This is a genomic window from Micromonospora sp. NPDC005257, assembly GCF_042872445.1.
Classification (GTDB): domain Bacteria; phylum Actinomycetota; class Actinomycetes; order Mycobacteriales; family Micromonosporaceae; genus Micromonospora.
In genome coordinates, this window is the sequence record NZ_JBIAKL010000007.1 from 100,178 (window position 1) to 115,655 (window position 15,478).

At 72.1% G+C, this 15,478-nt stretch carries 15 protein-coding genes; 6 read left to right on the forward strand and 9 right to left on the reverse strand.

The annotated features are described in order from the left end of the window. Positions 1 to 7: 7 nt before the first annotated feature. On the reverse strand, positions 8 to 1,534 hold the full coding sequence (locus ACFYO8_RS16590) for a PLP-dependent aminotransferase family protein (RefSeq protein ID WP_354871158.1): 1,527 nt from the start codon (positions 1,532 to 1,534) through the stop codon (positions 8 to 10). A 185-nt stretch (positions 1,535 to 1,719) separates the two neighbouring features. On the opposite strand from ACFYO8_RS16590, the gene ACFYO8_RS16595 reads away from it, so the two are divergent. The 3 genes from ACFYO8_RS16595 (at position 1,720) to ACFYO8_RS16605 (ending at position 5,261) form a co-directional block, all read left to right on the forward strand. After that, positions 1,720 to 2,808, forward strand: coding sequence for a 3-isopropylmalate dehydrogenase (locus ACFYO8_RS16595; RefSeq protein ID WP_354871161.1), 1,089 nt, complete (start codon positions 1,720 to 1,722; stop codon positions 2,806 to 2,808). A gap of 406 nt (positions 2,809 to 3,214) precedes the next feature. After that, positions 3,215 to 4,735, forward strand: coding sequence for an ABC transporter substrate-binding protein (locus tag ACFYO8_RS16600; RefSeq protein WP_354871163.1), 1,521 nt, complete (start codon positions 3,215 to 3,217; stop codon positions 4,733 to 4,735). A gap of 346 nt (positions 4,736 to 5,081) precedes the next feature. Continuing rightward, the gene (locus ACFYO8_RS16605; protein ID WP_387188177.1) at positions 5,082 to 5,261 is read left to right on the forward strand and encodes a hypothetical protein; all 180 of its coding nucleotides are present in this window, start codon (positions 5,082 to 5,084) and stop codon (positions 5,259 to 5,261) included. A gap of 123 nt (positions 5,262 to 5,384) precedes the next feature. Here the strand turns inward: ACFYO8_RS16605 and ACFYO8_RS16610 are convergent, their stop codons facing one another. From ACFYO8_RS16610 to ACFYO8_RS16625, 4 genes are all read right to left on the reverse strand, one after another. Continuing rightward, positions 5,385 to 6,833 carry a P1 family peptidase gene (locus tag ACFYO8_RS16610; RefSeq protein WP_354871165.1) on the reverse strand — a complete coding sequence of 483 codons (1,449 nt, stop codon included), beginning with the start codon at positions 6,831 to 6,833 and terminating at the stop codon, positions 5,385 to 5,387. A gap of 193 nt (positions 6,834 to 7,026) precedes the next feature. Then, positions 7,027 to 7,743 carry an FCD domain-containing protein gene (locus ACFYO8_RS16615; RefSeq protein ID WP_354871167.1) on the reverse strand — a complete coding sequence of 239 codons (717 nt, stop codon included), beginning with the start codon at positions 7,741 to 7,743 and terminating at the stop codon, positions 7,027 to 7,029. Between the two features lie 152 nt (positions 7,744 to 7,895). Further along, positions 7,896 to 8,153 (reverse strand): hypothetical protein, encoded by a 258-nt coding sequence (locus tag ACFYO8_RS16620; RefSeq protein ID WP_030503872.1) that lies wholly within the window; start codon positions 8,151 to 8,153, stop codon positions 7,896 to 7,898. Then, positions 8,150 to 8,476: a DivIVA domain-containing protein gene (locus tag ACFYO8_RS16625; RefSeq protein WP_355015043.1), complete on the reverse strand. Its 327-nt coding sequence runs from the start codon at positions 8,474 to 8,476 to the stop codon at positions 8,150 to 8,152. The genes ACFYO8_RS16620 and ACFYO8_RS16625 overlap by 4 nt, the downstream gene beginning before the upstream one ends. 244 nt (positions 8,477 to 8,720) lie before the next feature. On the opposite strand from ACFYO8_RS16625, the gene ACFYO8_RS16630 reads away from it, so the two are divergent. Then, a complete protein-coding gene (locus ACFYO8_RS16630; RefSeq protein WP_262014032.1) occupies positions 8,721 to 9,137 on the forward strand; it encodes a winged helix-turn-helix domain-containing protein in 417 nt (138 codons plus the stop codon). Positions 9,138 to 9,152: 15 nt separating this feature from the next. Here the strand turns inward: ACFYO8_RS16630 and ACFYO8_RS16635 are convergent, their stop codons facing one another. Together ACFYO8_RS16635 and ACFYO8_RS16640 are read right to left on the reverse strand one after the other, a co-directional pair. Beyond that, complete coding sequence (locus ACFYO8_RS16635; protein ID WP_354871170.1) at positions 9,153 to 9,557, reverse strand: Asp23/Gls24 family envelope stress response protein; 405 nt, start codon at positions 9,555 to 9,557, stop codon at positions 9,153 to 9,155. A gap of 91 nt (positions 9,558 to 9,648) precedes the next feature. Further along, positions 9,649 to 11,787, reverse strand: a complete 2,139-nt coding sequence (locus ACFYO8_RS16640) for an ABC transporter permease (protein ID WP_354871173.1) — start codon at positions 11,785 to 11,787, stop codon at positions 9,649 to 9,651. A gap of 143 nt (positions 11,788 to 11,930) precedes the next feature. On the opposite strand from ACFYO8_RS16640, the gene ACFYO8_RS16645 reads away from it, so the two are divergent. Further along, the gene (locus ACFYO8_RS16645; RefSeq protein ID WP_354871175.1) at positions 11,931 to 12,575 is read left to right on the forward strand and encodes a helix-turn-helix domain-containing protein; all 645 of its coding nucleotides are present in this window, start codon (positions 11,931 to 11,933) and stop codon (positions 12,573 to 12,575) included. A 38-nt stretch (positions 12,576 to 12,613) separates the two neighbouring features. Here ACFYO8_RS16645 and meaB read toward each other — a convergent pair whose 3' ends face one another. Together meaB and ACFYO8_RS16655 are read right to left on the reverse strand one after the other, a co-directional pair. Further along, the gene (gene meaB, locus ACFYO8_RS16650; protein ID WP_387188182.1) at positions 12,614 to 13,615 is read right to left on the reverse strand and encodes a methylmalonyl Co-A mutase-associated GTPase MeaB; all 1,002 of its coding nucleotides are present in this window, start codon (positions 13,613 to 13,615) and stop codon (positions 12,614 to 12,616) included. Positions 13,616 to 13,627: 12 nt separating this feature from the next. After that, positions 13,628 to 14,821, reverse strand: a complete 1,194-nt coding sequence (locus ACFYO8_RS16655; protein WP_354871178.1) for an acetyl-CoA C-acetyltransferase — start codon at positions 14,819 to 14,821, stop codon at positions 13,628 to 13,630. Between the two features lie 62 nt (positions 14,822 to 14,883). On the opposite strand from ACFYO8_RS16655, the gene mce reads away from it, so the two are divergent. Then, positions 14,884 to 15,348 (forward strand): methylmalonyl-CoA epimerase, encoded by a 465-nt coding sequence (mce, locus tag ACFYO8_RS16660; RefSeq protein WP_354871180.1) that lies wholly within the window; start codon positions 14,884 to 14,886, stop codon positions 15,346 to 15,348. Positions 15,349 to 15,478: the final 130 nt, after the last annotated feature.

The window sequence follows — 15,478 nt, forward strand, 5'->3', positions numbered from 1 at the left end:
TCGGAGGTTACGAACTCCGACACCGGAGGGGAACGTCCAGTTTCCGGGCCGGTGGGGGTACCAGCCGTGGCCGGACCTGGTCTTCTACGGCCGCGGCGACCCGCCGCACCCCCTCGTCGATGCGGTCCAGCGGCATCACCTGGTACCCCAGCCTCAGGTGGTGGCGCGGCGCGGGCCGGGTGGCCCAGTACGGCGCCCCGGGGTCGAGCAGGACACCCTGCCGGCGCAGCTCGCGGGCGAGTTCCCCGGCGTCCAGCCCCGGCGGGCCGATCAGCCACCGGGCCAGCCCGCCGCGCGGCACCGGCTGCGGTCCCCAGCGCACGTGCCGCTCGACCGCCCGCACCATCTCCTCGTACAGGCCCTGGTAGTGGGCGCGCACGCGGCGCACGTGGCGGGCCAGGTCCCGGCTGGCGATCATCTGCGCCAGGGCGCGTTGCATCGGGCCGGGCGGGTGCCGCAGCACGTAGCGGGAGCGGGCCCGCATGGCGTCCACCAGCGCCGGGGACGCCACCACGTAGCCGAGCCGCAGCCCGGGCGCCAGCAGCTTGCTGAAGCTGCCGAGGTAGACGACGCGGTCCTCGTCGTCCAGCGCCCGCACCGCCACCGCGGGCATCCCCCGGAACGTCATCTCCGGGTCGTAGTCGTCCTCGATCACCACCGCGTCCGCCGCGCCGGCCCGGCGCAGCAGCTCCTCACGCCGGGACGCCGACATCGTCGCGCCGGTGGGGTACTGGTGGCTCGGCGTGACGTACACCAGTTGGGCGCCGTGCAGGTCCGCCGGCAGGTCCTCGACGACGAGGCCGTCCTCGTCGACCCGGCCGGGCACCACGTCGGCACCGGCCATCTGCATGATCGTCCGCGCGTCGGGATAGCCCGGGTCCTCGACCAGCACGACGGTCCCGGGCCGGACCAGGACGCTCGCCAGCAGGTGCAGCGCGTGCGTCGAGCCCAGCGTGATCATCACCTGGTCCGGATGGGCGGAGATGCCACGCGCGGGCAGCACGTGCTCGCAGAGCTGACGCACCAGCTCCGGGTCGTCGGCCTGGCCGGCGTCCCCGATGACCCGGGACAGGCCGTCCTGCCGCAGCGCCTCCCGCTGCGCCCGTTCCCACGCGCCGATCGGGAACATGCTGGGGTCGGGCTGGCCGACCACGAACGGGAACGGCGCCCGCGCCCAGGCCGGATCCCGGTGCACCGGCGTGGGGGGCGGTTCCGGCAGCCGCGACTCCCAGTCGATCGGCCGCATCGGCGAGCGGGCGGTCCGCCGCGCGGCCCGCATCCGCACCACCGCGTCGGAGGAGACGTAGAGACCGCGCCGCGGGACCGTCACGATGAGGCCCTGCTCCATGAGCCGGTCGTACGCGGTCAGCACGGTGTTCCGGGAGACGCCGAGCGACTCGGCCAGGCGGCGCGTGCTCGGCAGCGGGCCGTCGTCGTACTGCCCGGCGAGGATCGCGTCCTCGAGCCCGGTGATGATCTGCTCGTAGAGCGGAACCGCGCTCTGCGGGTTGACCGGCAGCAGGAAGTCCGCCACCTCGACCTCCCACTCCCGCGGGGGTCTCGCCTCGTCCCGTCGTCGCACGCCTTGCACACGCCATCCGCGTCCCGCTGGTACCAGCCTAGCCGGAGACCTGGACCTGTTGCCGACGGCCCGTTCCCGCCACGCTTGGCCGGGCGATGGCAGGTGACGGTCTCCTGCACGCGGACAGGGGTGGACTAATGAGCGCCCAGCGAATCGCGCTGGTGCCCGGCGACGGCATCGGACCGGAGGTCACCGCCCAGGCGGTCAAGGCGTGTGACGCCGCGGCCCGACGGTTCGGGCTCGACCTGGTGTGGGAAGACTACGAACTCGGCGCGGACTACTGGCGGATAACCGGCCAGGTCGTGCCGCCGGACGTGGAACAGGAACTGGCCAAGGCGGACGCCATTCTCTTCGGCGCCGTCGGCGACCCGTCGGTGCCACCCGGCGTGCTCGAACGCGGCCTGGTCATCCACCTGCGGACCGCTTTCGACCAGTACGTGAACCTGCGGCCGGTCAAGCTGCTGCCCGGCGTGCCCTCGCCCATCGCGGGACTCCGCCCCGAGCAGTGCGACCTGCTGATCCTGCGGGAGAACACCGAGGGCGCCTACGTCGGGGCCGGCGGCTTCATCCACCGGGGCGGGCCGGACGAGATCGCCACCCAGGAGTCGGTGAACACCCGCAAGGGGGTCGAGCGTCTCATCCGGCACGGTTTCCGCGCGGCGATGGGGCGGCGCAGGCACCTCACCCTGGTGCACAAGGCGAACATCCTCACGTTCGCCGGTGACCTGTGGCAGCGGACCTTCGAGGAGGTCGCGGCGGAGTACCCCGACGTCGCGACGGACTACGTGCACGTCGACGCGATGTGCCTCTACCTGGTGACGCAGCCGGAGCGGTTCGACGTCGTGGTCACCGACAACCTGTTCGGCGACATCATCACCGACCTGGGCGCGGCCGTGCAGGGCGGGCTCGGCCTGGCCGCCAGCGGCAACCTCAACCCGACCGGGTCGGCGCCGAGCATGTTCGAGCCGGTGCACGGCTCCGCGCCGGACATCGCCGGCCGGGGCTGGGCCAATCCCGCCGGCTCGATCCTCAGCGCCGCGCTCATGCTGGAGCACCTGGGCCACCCGGAGGCGGCGCGCAGCCTGGAGGACGGGGTGAAGGCGGTGCTGCCACGTCTGGGCGCCATGCGCGGGCCGGAGATGGGCATGTCGACCGAGGACTTCGGCGACGCGGTCGCCGCCGTCATCGCCGAGGGCGCGTACCAGGCGGAGGCGCTGCCGGCGTAGCGCGTCATCGGCTGATCGAGGTGGCGGCGGGGGTGGACCCCGCCGCCACCTTTTTCGCCTGGCGCCACGCCGGGACCGGGTCGGGCGTACGGGGACGTGGACAGCGCCGAACGGCCACCTCCCGTACGGCGTCGCGGGCAACGTTCGGGGACCTCACGGCCGGACCTGGCGCGCCCACCGAAAACCGCGTCTCACCTGCTGAGAGCCATTCGTCGCGGTGTCACGGCGTATTCCCGCGCCGGTGGCCGCCGGGCCGCCCGAAACCGGGCCACCGCAGGCTCCCCGAGCGGCGATTGGTACCTGCCCACCCCGCTGAACTGGCCCTTTTGCATCGGGTACCACGCTCCTAGTGTCCCGGCTCACAGGCTACGAGCGCCCTTGGCGTTCTTCGCGATGGGACACACGAATGAATCGGCTGAAGATAACGCTGCCCGCCGTGCTTCTCGCCACGGCGCTGGCTCTGACCGCGTGCAGTAGCGATGGCGACGACTCGGAGACCACCACCGGGGGTGGCTCCGGCAACGGCACTGTCACCCTCGGCGCCTACCTGGAGCCGGTGAGCCTCGACCTGACCGCCGAGGCCGGCGCCGCGATCCCGCAGGTCCTGCTCTACAACGTGTACGAGGGCCTGGTGCGCCAGAACGCGGACACCGGTGAGGTGGAGCCGCTGCTGGCCAGCGAGTGGAAGGTGTCCGACGACGGCACCAAGTACTCGTTCAAGCTCCGTGAGGGCGTCACCTTCCACGACGGTCAGAAGCTCACCGCGCAGGACGTGGCGTGGAGCTTCAAGCGGGTGACCGCGGAGGGCTCGACGAACCCGTTCAAGTCGCAGATGACCGTCGTGAAGACCGTCGAGGCGCCGGACGCCACCACCGTTGACGTGACGCTGTCCCGGCCGAGCCAGAGCTGGCTGTTCGACGTCGCCGGCCGCGTCGGCGTGGTGCTCAAGGAGAACGCCACCGACCTGGGGACCAAGCCGAACGGCACCGGCCCGTTCAAGTTCGACAAGTGGAACCGCGGCGACAGCATCACGCTGGCGCGCCACGACGGCTACTGGGGCGACAAGGCGAAGGTCGCCTCCGCCGTCTTCCGGTACATCACCGACGCCAACGCGCTGAACAACGCGATGCTCTCCGGTCAGCTGGACATCGTGGCGAACATCCAGGCGCCGCAGCTGCTCGAGGTGTTCAAGGGCAACAAGCAGTTCGAGGTGGTCGAGGGCAAGACGACCGGTGAGGTCGTCCTGGCGATGAACAACGGCAAGGGCCCGCTGGCCGACGCCCGGGTGCGCCAGGCCATCCGCCACGCGATCGACCACGACGCGCTCATCAAGACCGTCTGGTCCGGGTACGGGACGAAGATCGGCAGCATGGTGCCGCCGAGCGACCCGTGGTACGAGGACCGCACCGGCGACTTCCCGCACGACCCCGCCAAGGCCAAGCAGCTGCTGGCCGAGGCCGGCCACGCGAACGGGCTCACCCTGACCATGGACGTTCCGCCGCCGGGTTACGCCCGCGCGTCGGCGCAGTTCGTCGCCTCGCAGCTGAACGAGGTCGGCATCAAGGTGACCCAGAACAACGTCGAGATGCCGCAGTGGCTCGACAAGGTGTTCGGCAAGGCCAACTACGACCTGTCGATCATCGCCCACGTCGAGCCCCGTGACCTGGTCCGCTACGGCGAGCCGGGCTACTACCACCGCTACAAGAACCCGGCCGTCACCCAGCTCATGCAGGAGGCCGACACGGCTCTGGACGCGGCGACCCGGGACAAGAAGTTCGCCGAGGCCGCGAAGCTCATCTCGCAGGAGGCCGCCAGCGACTGGCTGTTCCTGCTGCCGAACCTCGCGGTGATCCGCGACGGCGTCGAGGGTTACCCGAAGGACTCGGTGACCCAGTCCTTCGACGTCACCAAGGTGTCGAAGAAGTAACCCGCTCCACCCACACGGAAGGACCTGGTAGGCCCCCGAGGCCCACCAGGTCCTTCTGCCATTCCCGCTCCCGCTCCCGCGATCTTGCAGTTGCGGCCCTCGACGCGGGGGATTTCTCCCTTTCGCCGGGGCACAAAGCGCAAGATCGACCGCCCGGGCAGGATCCCGGGAGCTGACACCGGTACGTGATCCGCCGTCCTGGCCGTGCGGGCGTGGGACTGGTTCGCCCGGAAGGGCCCAGTCTCTCGGCAGAGCTCGCTATTGGGCTGCGTGAGTGGCCCGAGTGGATGGACATGCACAGGGAGTACGGCGGTGGTCAGGTCGCCATCGACGAGCAGTATCGGGCGTGGACGAGAAGGGCCGGGAGCTGACGCGGCAGCTGCCAGAGGAGACCGGCGCGGCAGTCGTCTACCAGGGGATCGCGGTGAAGTGGCTGGTGGCTTCGTACCGGACGGCGAGCTTGTCGAAGCGGCTGGCCACGGCGCGGTCGCGCTCGAGCCGGTTGATGCCGCACTCCACGGCGTGACGCGGGATTCGGGTGGGCGGGCGGGCCGGGGAACGACGCGAGGCGGGCCCCGTCCGTGTGGACGAAGCCCGCCTCGATCGTCAGGCGCCTACGGTTGCGGCACCGGGTGGGACAGCGTGCGTGTCAGCTCAGCTGGGCGGAGGGTGCCCGTCGGCGACCCCGGAGGTGCATGCCCAGCAGGCCGATGCCGAGGATGCCCGCGGCCAGCAGAGCCGTGGTCACGCCGGTCGGGACGCTGGGGCCGCCTGTGTCACCGGAGGCGAGCACCATGCCGTTCTGCGACTCCTGAGCGGCGTCGTTCGTGTTGCTCGCCGGAGCGGCCTTCGGCTTGCCCTTGTCCTTGTCGGCACCGGCCGGCGCGGGGACCGGCGTCTGCGCCAGCGCCTGGGTGGCCTGAGCGAAGGTCTCCGGCGTCACGTCCGGGGCGTTGCCCTGCGTACGCCACTGCTTGAGCTGCTTCATGCCCTTGCAGGCCGAGGGGTAGCGGTCACAGTAGCTGGTGGTGTTGCCGATGCTCTCGGACGACAGGACGGCCTTGGCGATGGCCCGGGCCAGGGTGCTGGCGCCGGCGTTGAAGATGGCGTTCAGCTGACGGGTGTCGGCCGGGTCGTTGATCTGCAGCGCCTCGCCCTTGCCGGTGGAGACGGCGAACACGGTGTCACCGTCGCCCAGGGTGTGGATCGGGCTGATCGCGCGGGCCATGCCGTCGTGCGCGTTGCCGGACATGCGCTGCGCGGCGGCCTTCTCCAGCGGAGCGTTGGTGGCGACCACGGCGATCGTGGTGTTGGCCGGCTGCTGAGCGGCGGTGCTCGGCGGGTTGCACTCCTTCTTCTTGGGCGCCTTGTACCCGGCGAACTCGTCGCCGATGCCGAACTTGACGCCGTACAGGGTGCAGTCGGCCGGGTCGACCGGCGAACCCGCCGGGTTGACGATCACCATCGCGCCGACGTAGATGCCGTTGCCGAGGTGGACGCTGGCGGTGCCGACGCCGCCGCGCAGGCCGCCGCCGCGGGCGCCGGTGCCGCCGCCGACGCCGCCCTGGCGGACCGGACCGTCCGAGGTGGCCTGTGCCGCGAGGTAGCCCCACTCGGCGGAGGTACGCGCCTTCGGGTCACCGCCGCGGCCGAGGTCGAAGATGTCCGCGGCCGGCACGATCGGGGCCACGCCACCGGCGCCGACGCCGACGCCCTCGCCCCGGTCCTCCAGCCAGCGGATGATGCCGTTGGTGGCCGACAGCCCGTACATGCTGCTGCCGCCGAGCTGGATCGCGTTGACGCCCGGGTTCGAGTTGAGCGGGCTGAGCAGGTCGGTCTCCTTGGTGGCGGGGGCGCCACCACGCTGGTCCACACTCGCCACGGACATCTGCGGCATGTAGACGACCGAGGTGCCGGTCAGGTACGGAGCGGTGTCGGACTGGACCTGACCGACCTGGATGCCGGGAACGTCGGTGATGGCGTTGTGGGCACCCGGGGCGCCGGCGGCGGGATCGGCCGACGCGGGCGACGCGACGAGCACGAGTCCCGGACAGACCAGCGCTGCCGCTGCGAGTGCGGCGAATCTGGACGACTTCATGCAGCTTCTCCCATGTGAAGCGGTGCGACCGCCACCCCGATTAGGGGCGGTCGATGCATTGGTCAACTGGTGGTCCCCCGTGGTACACGACGAGCGATGTGGGGGAGGCTACTGGTCAGACCAGTTGAAGGGAAGACCTGGCCCAGCCAATGGCCAACTCGGGTAATCCCAGGTCAGGCCACATCAGGTGGTATCAGAGCAATATGTCCACCATCGAGCGACGCGCCTCCGGCACGTACTCGGCGTAGTAGTGGTGCAGCTCCTGACGGGTCAACCGGGCCACCTCGTCGGCCTCACCCGCCCGCATCGCGTCGATGACCCGCCGGTGGTGGGCCAGCGTGCGCTCCATCAGGGCCTGCGGGTCCGGGGCCTGCGCCAGCTTGGTGGCGATCAGGTCCAGCACCATGCTCCGGACCGCGTCGAGGCAGAGCACGAGCAACTCGTTGCCCGAGAGCCGCGCGACGTGTTCGTGGAAGCGGACGTCCGCCGTGCTGAACGCCTCGTAGCCGTCGGCCACCGCGTCCCGCATGCCGGCCAGCGCCGCCTCCAGCTCGTCCAACTCGGACGGTGACGCCAGCCGGGCGGCGACCGATCCGGCCGCCGACTCGATGATCATCCGGAACTGGAGCAGCTCCGCCACGCCGAGCCGCCGGCTGTCCACGACCCGGGCGAACAGCTTGCGCATCGCCGAGGCGGTCGAGGCGATCACCTGCGGCCCGAGCGGGTCACCGGGGCGGGAACGGATCAGGCCGCTGCTCTCCAGCACGCGCAGCGCCTCACGCACAGTGGACCTGCTGACGTCGAACTGCGTGGTCAGCTCGCGCTCGCTCGGCAGGCGGTCCCCCGGCCGCAGATCCCCGGCGGCGATCCGCTCCTCGACCTGCCGGACGATCCCCTCGTACGCCCTCACGGTTCGCACTGGAGCGAACGAGACAGCCTTCGGCATGGCGAACCTCCCGACGCACGGCGGCCTCGCGCCGCTGGGAACAACGGTACGGTGCATCGACCCGTCCGGTGGTCAGCCCCCGCCCGCCAGGACGAGTGCGCAGGCCGGGCGGCGGGTCACCGGAGGAGGCGGCGGGCGCACGGGCCGTCGTGGTCGGCCCGCAGCAGGCAGCGCCGGCCGTCGCCCATCCGCAGATCACAGAAGACCCGATGGCGTACGCCCTGCTCGTCCTCGGCCGAGACGGTGGTCTCGCCCGGGTCGGCCTGGGCGAGCACACCCGACCAGCGGGCGACGACCCGGGCCAGGCGTACGGCGCCGGCCAGGTCACCGGCGACGACCGGCAGGTGGATGACGAACCGCTCGCGGGGACTCATCGACGGTACGCTCCCGCGTTCATCCGCTTCTGCGCCTGCTCGGACTGCCAGCGCCGCAGCGCGTCCCGGACCCGCGCGGCCTCCTCCCGGCTGACGCCGAGCGCCCGGTAGACGTCGGCCAGGTCGAGCGCCACCCGGTCGAGGAACTCGTGCACCTCGGCCGGGTCGAGCCCGCACCGGCCCAGCCGGGTCGTCCGGAACCGCCGTTCCCGCACCCGCCAGGGGCGCAACGGCGTGTAGTTGGCCGCCCGGTAGCAGCCCGGCTGGGTGGTGCCGCGACCGGCTCGCGCGCGCCGACCGGGCCACCGGATGTTCCACCGCACGAACGCCTGCCTCTCGTGGTCGAAGGGACTGGAAGGGCGGGACCACCCGCCCGCCGCGCGCGGGCGGACCCGCCCGCCCCGCCACCGCAGCGTCACTTCGCGGTACGGCACCGGGGCAGACCGATCGGTCCGTCTCCCGCATACGCGACACGTACCGTGAGAAGGAAACTACATTGAATGACATGTGGCCACAAGGCCATACGGCCAGAAGCTCAGATACCCACGAGGGCACAAGGCTGAAGACATGGCCATCGATCCGCGCTCGCACACGCCGGTCTATGTGCAGCTTGCCGACCTGCTGCGCGAACGGATCGAGTCAGGAGAGATGCCGGCCGGATCGACCCTCGCCAGCGAGGCACGCCTCTCGCAGGAATACGGCATCGGCCGCGACGCCGTTCGCATGGCGATCTCGCTGCTGCGATCGGAGGGCCTGGTCAGCACGAGGCGCGGCCACGGCACCGTCGTCCGTGAGACGCCGCAACGCAGGCAGGTCGAACTCGCACCCGGCGGATCGGTCGTCGCGCGGATGCCTACCGGCGCCGAGCGCCGGAACATGCTGCTGGACGAGGGCGTGCCGGTGCTCGAGATCCACGGCCCGGAGGGCGACGTGGAGTTGCTGCCGGGCGACGAGGTGGAGCTGACCCGCCCGGCGCACGACTGAGCCGGGCGGCGCGCGTCAGGCGGTGGGCGTACCCATCGCCACGTCGTCGACCTTGATGTTGATCTCGTCGACCCGAAGGCCGTACGCCTCGACGGCGGACGCGACAGCGATCCGCACCTCGTCGGTCACCTGCGGAACCGGGTGGCCCGCCTCGATCACGAGGACCAGGTTGATCACGGCCGCGCCGTCGGTGACGTGGGCAGTGCAGCCCCGCCGGGCGTCGCCGACCTGGTCGAGCCCGACCCGGTCGAGCACCGCGTTGAAGAACCGGGCCACGTCACCGCCCAGCTCGGCCACGCCGGGCACCCCTCGGGCGGCGGCCACCGCGATCTTCTCCACCACCTCGTCGGAGACGTGCGTGGTCCCGCCCGCCACCGCGTCCGGCGTCACCTGAAGTTCCTGGGTCGCCTCGTCAGCCATGCTCTCCCACCCGTCGCACCGCCCCGCGCCGACGGCGTGGGCGGTGCGAGCGTACTAGGCGGAGGCGGTCCGCAGTGGACGGCCGCCCGGTTCAGCGTGCCCCGGCCGGCGCCGGCTCGCCGATCCCGTCCAGCCCGCCGGAGGTGCCCGGCACCGGGTGCGGCCCGGCGCCGCCCGCTGCCTGCTCGCGACGCCGGAGCCAGCGGTCGACACCGAGGTTGAGCAGCAGGCCGACCGCCGCCCAGACCGCCACGACGGCCAGGTTCCGTCCGACGCCGACCCCGCCGAAGTAGACGAGCGACCGGGCCGTGTCCACCGCTGCGGGCAGCGGCAGGACGCCCTGGAGCGTCCGGAAGAACTCCGGCACCATGTAGACCGACAGGCCGCCGCCGGACGCGGGCACGCCGGCCATCATCAGGACCACCATCATCGGGATGATCGCGGCGAGGCCGAAGGTACGGGTGAACACGGCGGTCACCAGCGACACGGCGAAGATGGTGAGCGCGCCGAAGCCGATCATCTCCAGGGCGTGCCCGTTGACCGCGCCGATGATCACGTCGAACAGCAACCACAGCCAGGCGGACATACCGATCGCCCAGCCACCGAGGATCGGCAGGAACTGCCGCAGCCGCCGGATGTGCGGCGCCCCGCCCCGGAGCACCGCGAGCATCAGGAAGCCGGACATGATCCAGGACATGCCGACGTACAGGCTGTTGCTGCCCATCGTGTCGGTCTCGCTCAGCGGCGACACGTCGGTGGCCGCCAGTGGCATCTGCTGCCCGGCCGCGACCTGCTGGAACATGGTCTGGACCATGGTGTGCTGGCTGGACCCGGCGGCCGAGGACGAGTACAGCGTGGCCTCGCCACCGGGCGTGGACGGCAGCACGTACGCGGCGACCAGGTCACGCGCGAGGATGCGCTCGCGGGCCTCGTCCACCGACGCGGCCACGGAGATGTCGACGACGCCGTTCAGGCCCGCCCGCAGCCCGGCGGCGGCCCGCTCGGCCTGCTCCGGGACGGCGGCGACCACCGCGACCGGGATGTCGTGGGGCTCCGGCTTGTGCATGGAGAAGCTCATCAGGCCCACCACGACGACAAGGATGCTCAGCGGGAACGCCGCCACCGTCGCGTACCGGAATCGCTTGGACCGCGGCGGCCCGCCGGCCAGCGCGGGCAGCGGCGTGTCCGGGCCGTCGACCTGCGGCGCCTGCGGGATGGGTGCCCCACCGCGCTCCTTGAGCAGGCAGAGCGCCACGGCGGCGACGATCCACGCGGCGAGCGTCAGCAGGTGGACGCCGATGCCCCGGCCGTCGAAGTAGAGCGCCGACCGCAGCGCCTCGCCGGCCGCCGGCAGGGGCAGTACGCCGTGCAGGAACTGGAAGAACCCGGGCATCGTGTGGACCGGCAGCGCCAGGTTCGACGCGGGCATGCCGAACACGACGAAGAGCAGCATCCCGAGCAGGACCGCCAGCGGCCCCATCAGCTTGGTGAACAGAAGCTGGGCGAGACCGACGGCGGCGGTGGCGAGCATGCCGACGCCGAGGAACGTGAGGTAGTGGCCGTCCACCGCGCCGACGACCGGGCCGAGGATCAGCCAGACGATCGTGCTGGTCAGCGCGGACCAGCCGGCGACCAGCGGGACGAACCGCCGCAGGCGCAGCAGGTGGGGGGTGGCCATCAGGAGCAGGCTCAGCGGCACGTACCCGGCGAGCATCATGCCCATCGCGGCGAACAGCACGGCGATGCCGGCCCGGTCCTCGTCGGGCAGCGCCGCGACCTCCTCGACCGTTGACGCCCACTGCTGCTGCACCGCGACCGGGGCGAGAAGCTGCTGGGCGGTGGCGGCGCCGGAGGCCCCGGCCGCCGAGGCCGTGAAGATCGTCGCCTGGTCCGACCCGGCGGCCGGGAGTTGCAGCGCGCCGCTGATCTCCCGGTCCCGCAGCAGCTCGACCGCGGCGTCCCGGGACGTCACCAGCCGGGCCTCGACCGGCTCGCCGGGGGTGGCGTTGAGCGCGTCGACGACGCCCTGCGCCTGGGCGCCGCTGCCGACCACCGCCACCGGCATCTGCCGGGGGTGTGGGGAGTGCATCGTCGCCACGTAGGTCGCGAACATCATCGTGACCATGAGGAACGGCATGACGAAGAGGGCGACCGAGCGGATGATCCGTTCCTTGCGGTCGGCGGCGTTCGGCTCGGCGGTCGCCGGGTCGGTGGTGGACGGCACAGGCATGCTCCGGACTGGGTTCGCGGCCGCGTCGGGCCAGAATGTAAGTCAACTGACTTACATAGTGTAGGTGACGCCGGCGCCGGACCACGAAACGACTAGGTTTGGCCTGCGCCACAGTCGCGCGGTCCACGAGGAGGGGTGCGGTCATGGCACGGTCGGAGGCAGCCCGCGGCGCGCTGCTCGACGCGGCCGAACGCCTGTTCGCCGAGGAGGGGATCGCCCAGGTCTCCGACCGCCGGGTGGCCGAGGTGGCCGGCAACACCAACCACTCGGCGGTGCGCTACTACTTCGGCGGCCGGGAGGGCCTGCTCCGGGCACTGGTCACCCGGCACATGGACGCCCTCGCCGAACCCCGCCGGGCGATGCCCGAGCAGCCCGACTCGGTCCTCGGCGACGTGCGCAGTCTCGTACAGCCGTCCATGGCGGTGCTCGCGAGCCTGCCCCGGCCGAGCTGGCGGGCCCGCTTCCTCGCCCAGGCCCTGCACGACCCGACGCTGCGGGTGCTGATGCGCGAGGCGTTCGAGTCGGCCTTCGTCGACCTGCCGGCCCGCGCGTCGCTGGCGTCGCGCCTGGCGCACCTCGACCGGGGAGTGGTGGCCGGCCGGTCGGCGCTGATCGCCCGCATCGTCATGACCGCCACCGCCGAGGTCGAGGCCCGGGCCGAGCAGGAGAGGCAGGACCCGCGCTGGCTGGACGTCGGCGACTTCCTCGCCGACGCCATCGCCGGCATGCTGGCGGCTCCGGTCAGCCGGCCCGGAGCCGCCAACCCGCTCACCGACGCGGAACTCTGAGCCCGGAGGCGGGCCGGCCGAACCCGGCGGCCGCGCCTTCAGGAACCGAGCTGGGCCAGCAGCTCGTCGGCCGCCGCGTACGGGTCGATGGCGCCCTCGGCCACCTTCGCGGCGAGCGTCGGCAGCTGCGTACCGTCGCGCAGTGAGCCGATCCGGGCACGCAGCACGCCCAGCGCGATGGCCTCGATCTCGGCGGCGGCCCGCGCCTCCCGGCGGCGGCGCAGCTCGCCGTGGCGCTCCAGCCAGTCGCGGTGCTTGTCGATCGCGGCGGCGATGTCGTCGATGCCCTCGGCGCGGGCGGCGATCGACCGCACCACCTGCGGGCGCCACTCCCCCGGACCGCGCTCGCCGAGCGCGATCATGCCCTGGATGTCGCGGACCGTCGCGTCCGCGCCGTCCCGGTCGGCCTTGTTGACCACGAACACGTCGGCGATCTCCAGGATGCCGGCCTTGACCGCCTGGATCGCGTCACCCATGCCCGGCGCGAGCAGCACGAGCGTGGTGTCGGCCAGCGAGGCCACCTCCACCTCGGCCTGCCCGACGCCGACCGTCTCGACGAGCACCACGTCGCAGCCCGCGCCCTCCAGCACGCGCACCGCCTGCGGCGTGGCCGCGGAGAGCCCGCCCAGGTGGCCCCGGCTGGACATCGAGCGGATGTAGACGCCCGGGTCGGTCGCGTGGTCCTGCATCCGGACCCGGTCGCCGAGGATCGCGCCGCCGGTGAACGGGCTGGACGGGTCGATCGCCAGCACGCCCACCCGGTGCCCGCGCGCCCGCAGCGCCCGTACCAGCTCGTTCGTGGTGGTCGACTTGCCCACGCCGGGCGAGCCGGTCAGGCCGACCACCTGGGCCTGCCCGGCGTACGGCGCGAGCGCCGCCGCCACCTGCGGCAGCACCTCGTCGCCGGACTCGACCAGGGTGATCAGGCGGGCCACCGCGCGGGGGTCACCCGCGCGGGCCCGTTCCACCAGCATGGGTACGTCCCGGCTGCGGCGCACCGGGCCGGTGGCCGCCGCCGGGGCGTTCTGTGCATCGTTCACAGGTATCAGCAATCAGCTCTCGGCGCCGTTCGGCACGTGGATGATCAGCGCGTCGCCCTGCCCGCCACCGCCGCAGAGCGCCGCCGCGCCGGTGCCGCCGCCGCGCCGCTTCAGCTCCATCGCGAGCGTGAGTACGAGGCGGGCGCCGGACATGCCGATCGGGTGGCCGAGCGCGATCGCGCCGCCGTTGACGTTGACCTTGTCGGGGCTGATGCCGAGGTCACGGGTGGACTGGATGCCCACCGCAGCGAACGCCTCGTTGATCTCGATGAGGTCGAGGTCCTCGATGCTCAGGCCGCCCTTCTTCAGGGCGTGGTTGATCGCGTTGGACGGCTGCGAGTGCAGGGAGTTGTCCGGGCCGGCCACGTTGCCGTGCGCGCCGATCTCGGCCAGCCAGGTCAGACCCAGCTCCTTGGCCTTGGCCTTGCTCATCACGACCACGGCGGCGGCGCCGTCGGAGATCGGCGAGGCGCTGCCGGCGGTGATGGTGCCGTCCTTGGTGAAGGCGGGTCGCAGCCGGCCCAGCGACTCGGCGGTGGTGTCCGGGCGGATGCCCTCGTCCTCGCTGATCACCAGCGGGTCGCCCTTGCGCTGCGGGATGACCACCGGGGTGATCTCGTCGCCGAAGTGGCCGTTCTTCTGCGCGGCGGCGGCACGCTGGTGGCTGGCCGCGGAGAACGCGTCCTGCTCCTCGCGGGTGATGCCGTGCTTCGCGCCGTGGCGCTCGGTGGACTCGCCCATCGAGCAGCAGTCCCAGGCGTCGGTGAGGCCGTCGAGGGCCATGTGGTCCTTGACCGTCACGTCGCCGTACTTGTAGCCGGAGCGCTGCCCGAGCAGCAGGTGCGGGGCGTTCGTCATGGACTCCATGCCACCGGCCACCACGACGTCGAACTCACCGGCCCGGATGAGCTGGTCGGCGAGCGCGATCGCGTCCAGCCCGGAGAGGCAGACCTTGTTGATGGTCAGCGCCGGGGTGGACATCGGGATGCCGGCCTCGACGGCCGCCTGCCGGGCCGGGATCTGCCCGGCGCCGGCCTGGAGCACCTGGCCCATGATCACGTACTGGACCTGCTCGGGCGCGACGCCGGCGCGCTCCAGGGCCGCCTTGATCGCGATGCCACCGAGCTTGGTCGCGGGGAGGTCCTTGAGGTTGCCCAGCAGGCGCCCCATGGGGGTCCGCGCGCCGCTGACGATCACCGAAGCCATTGCCTGCCTCCGAGGGGGTGCCGACCTGTACGCCTTAACGATTGTTCGGTCAGACTAGCGTCATGGCTGAGAACTCCCCCGTCGAGCCCGCTGCCGAGTTTGTCACAGACATCGGCCTGCGCCGCATCGACCACGTCGGGGTCGCCGTGGCCGACCTGGACGCCGCGATCGACTTCTACCAGCGCACGTTCGGGATGCGCTGCGTGCACACCGAGACCAACGACGAGCAGGGCGTACGCGAGGCGATGCTCGCGGTCGGGCCGGACGCCTCCGGCGGCATGGTGCAACTGCTCGCCCCGCTCTCCCCGGACACCACGATCGGCAAGTTCCTGGACAAGCGCGGGCCGGGCATCCAGCAGGTCGCGTACACGGTGGCGGACATCGACGTGGCGTGCGCGGCGCTGCGCGAGCGCGGCGTACGGCTGCTCTACGACGCGCCCCGGCGCGGCACCTCGAACTCCCGGGTCAACTTCGTGCACCCGAAGGACGCCGGCGGCGTGCTGATCGAGCTGGTCCAGCCCGCCTGACGCGCGGAGGGGGCCGGCCGCGGCCCCCTCCCGGAATCCGAACGCGCGCGGGTGTGCGCGCTTGCGCGTTCCCACGGACACCTCCACGCATCGGTGGATGCAGTTTTTCACAGAGACCTTCCCGCTTTAG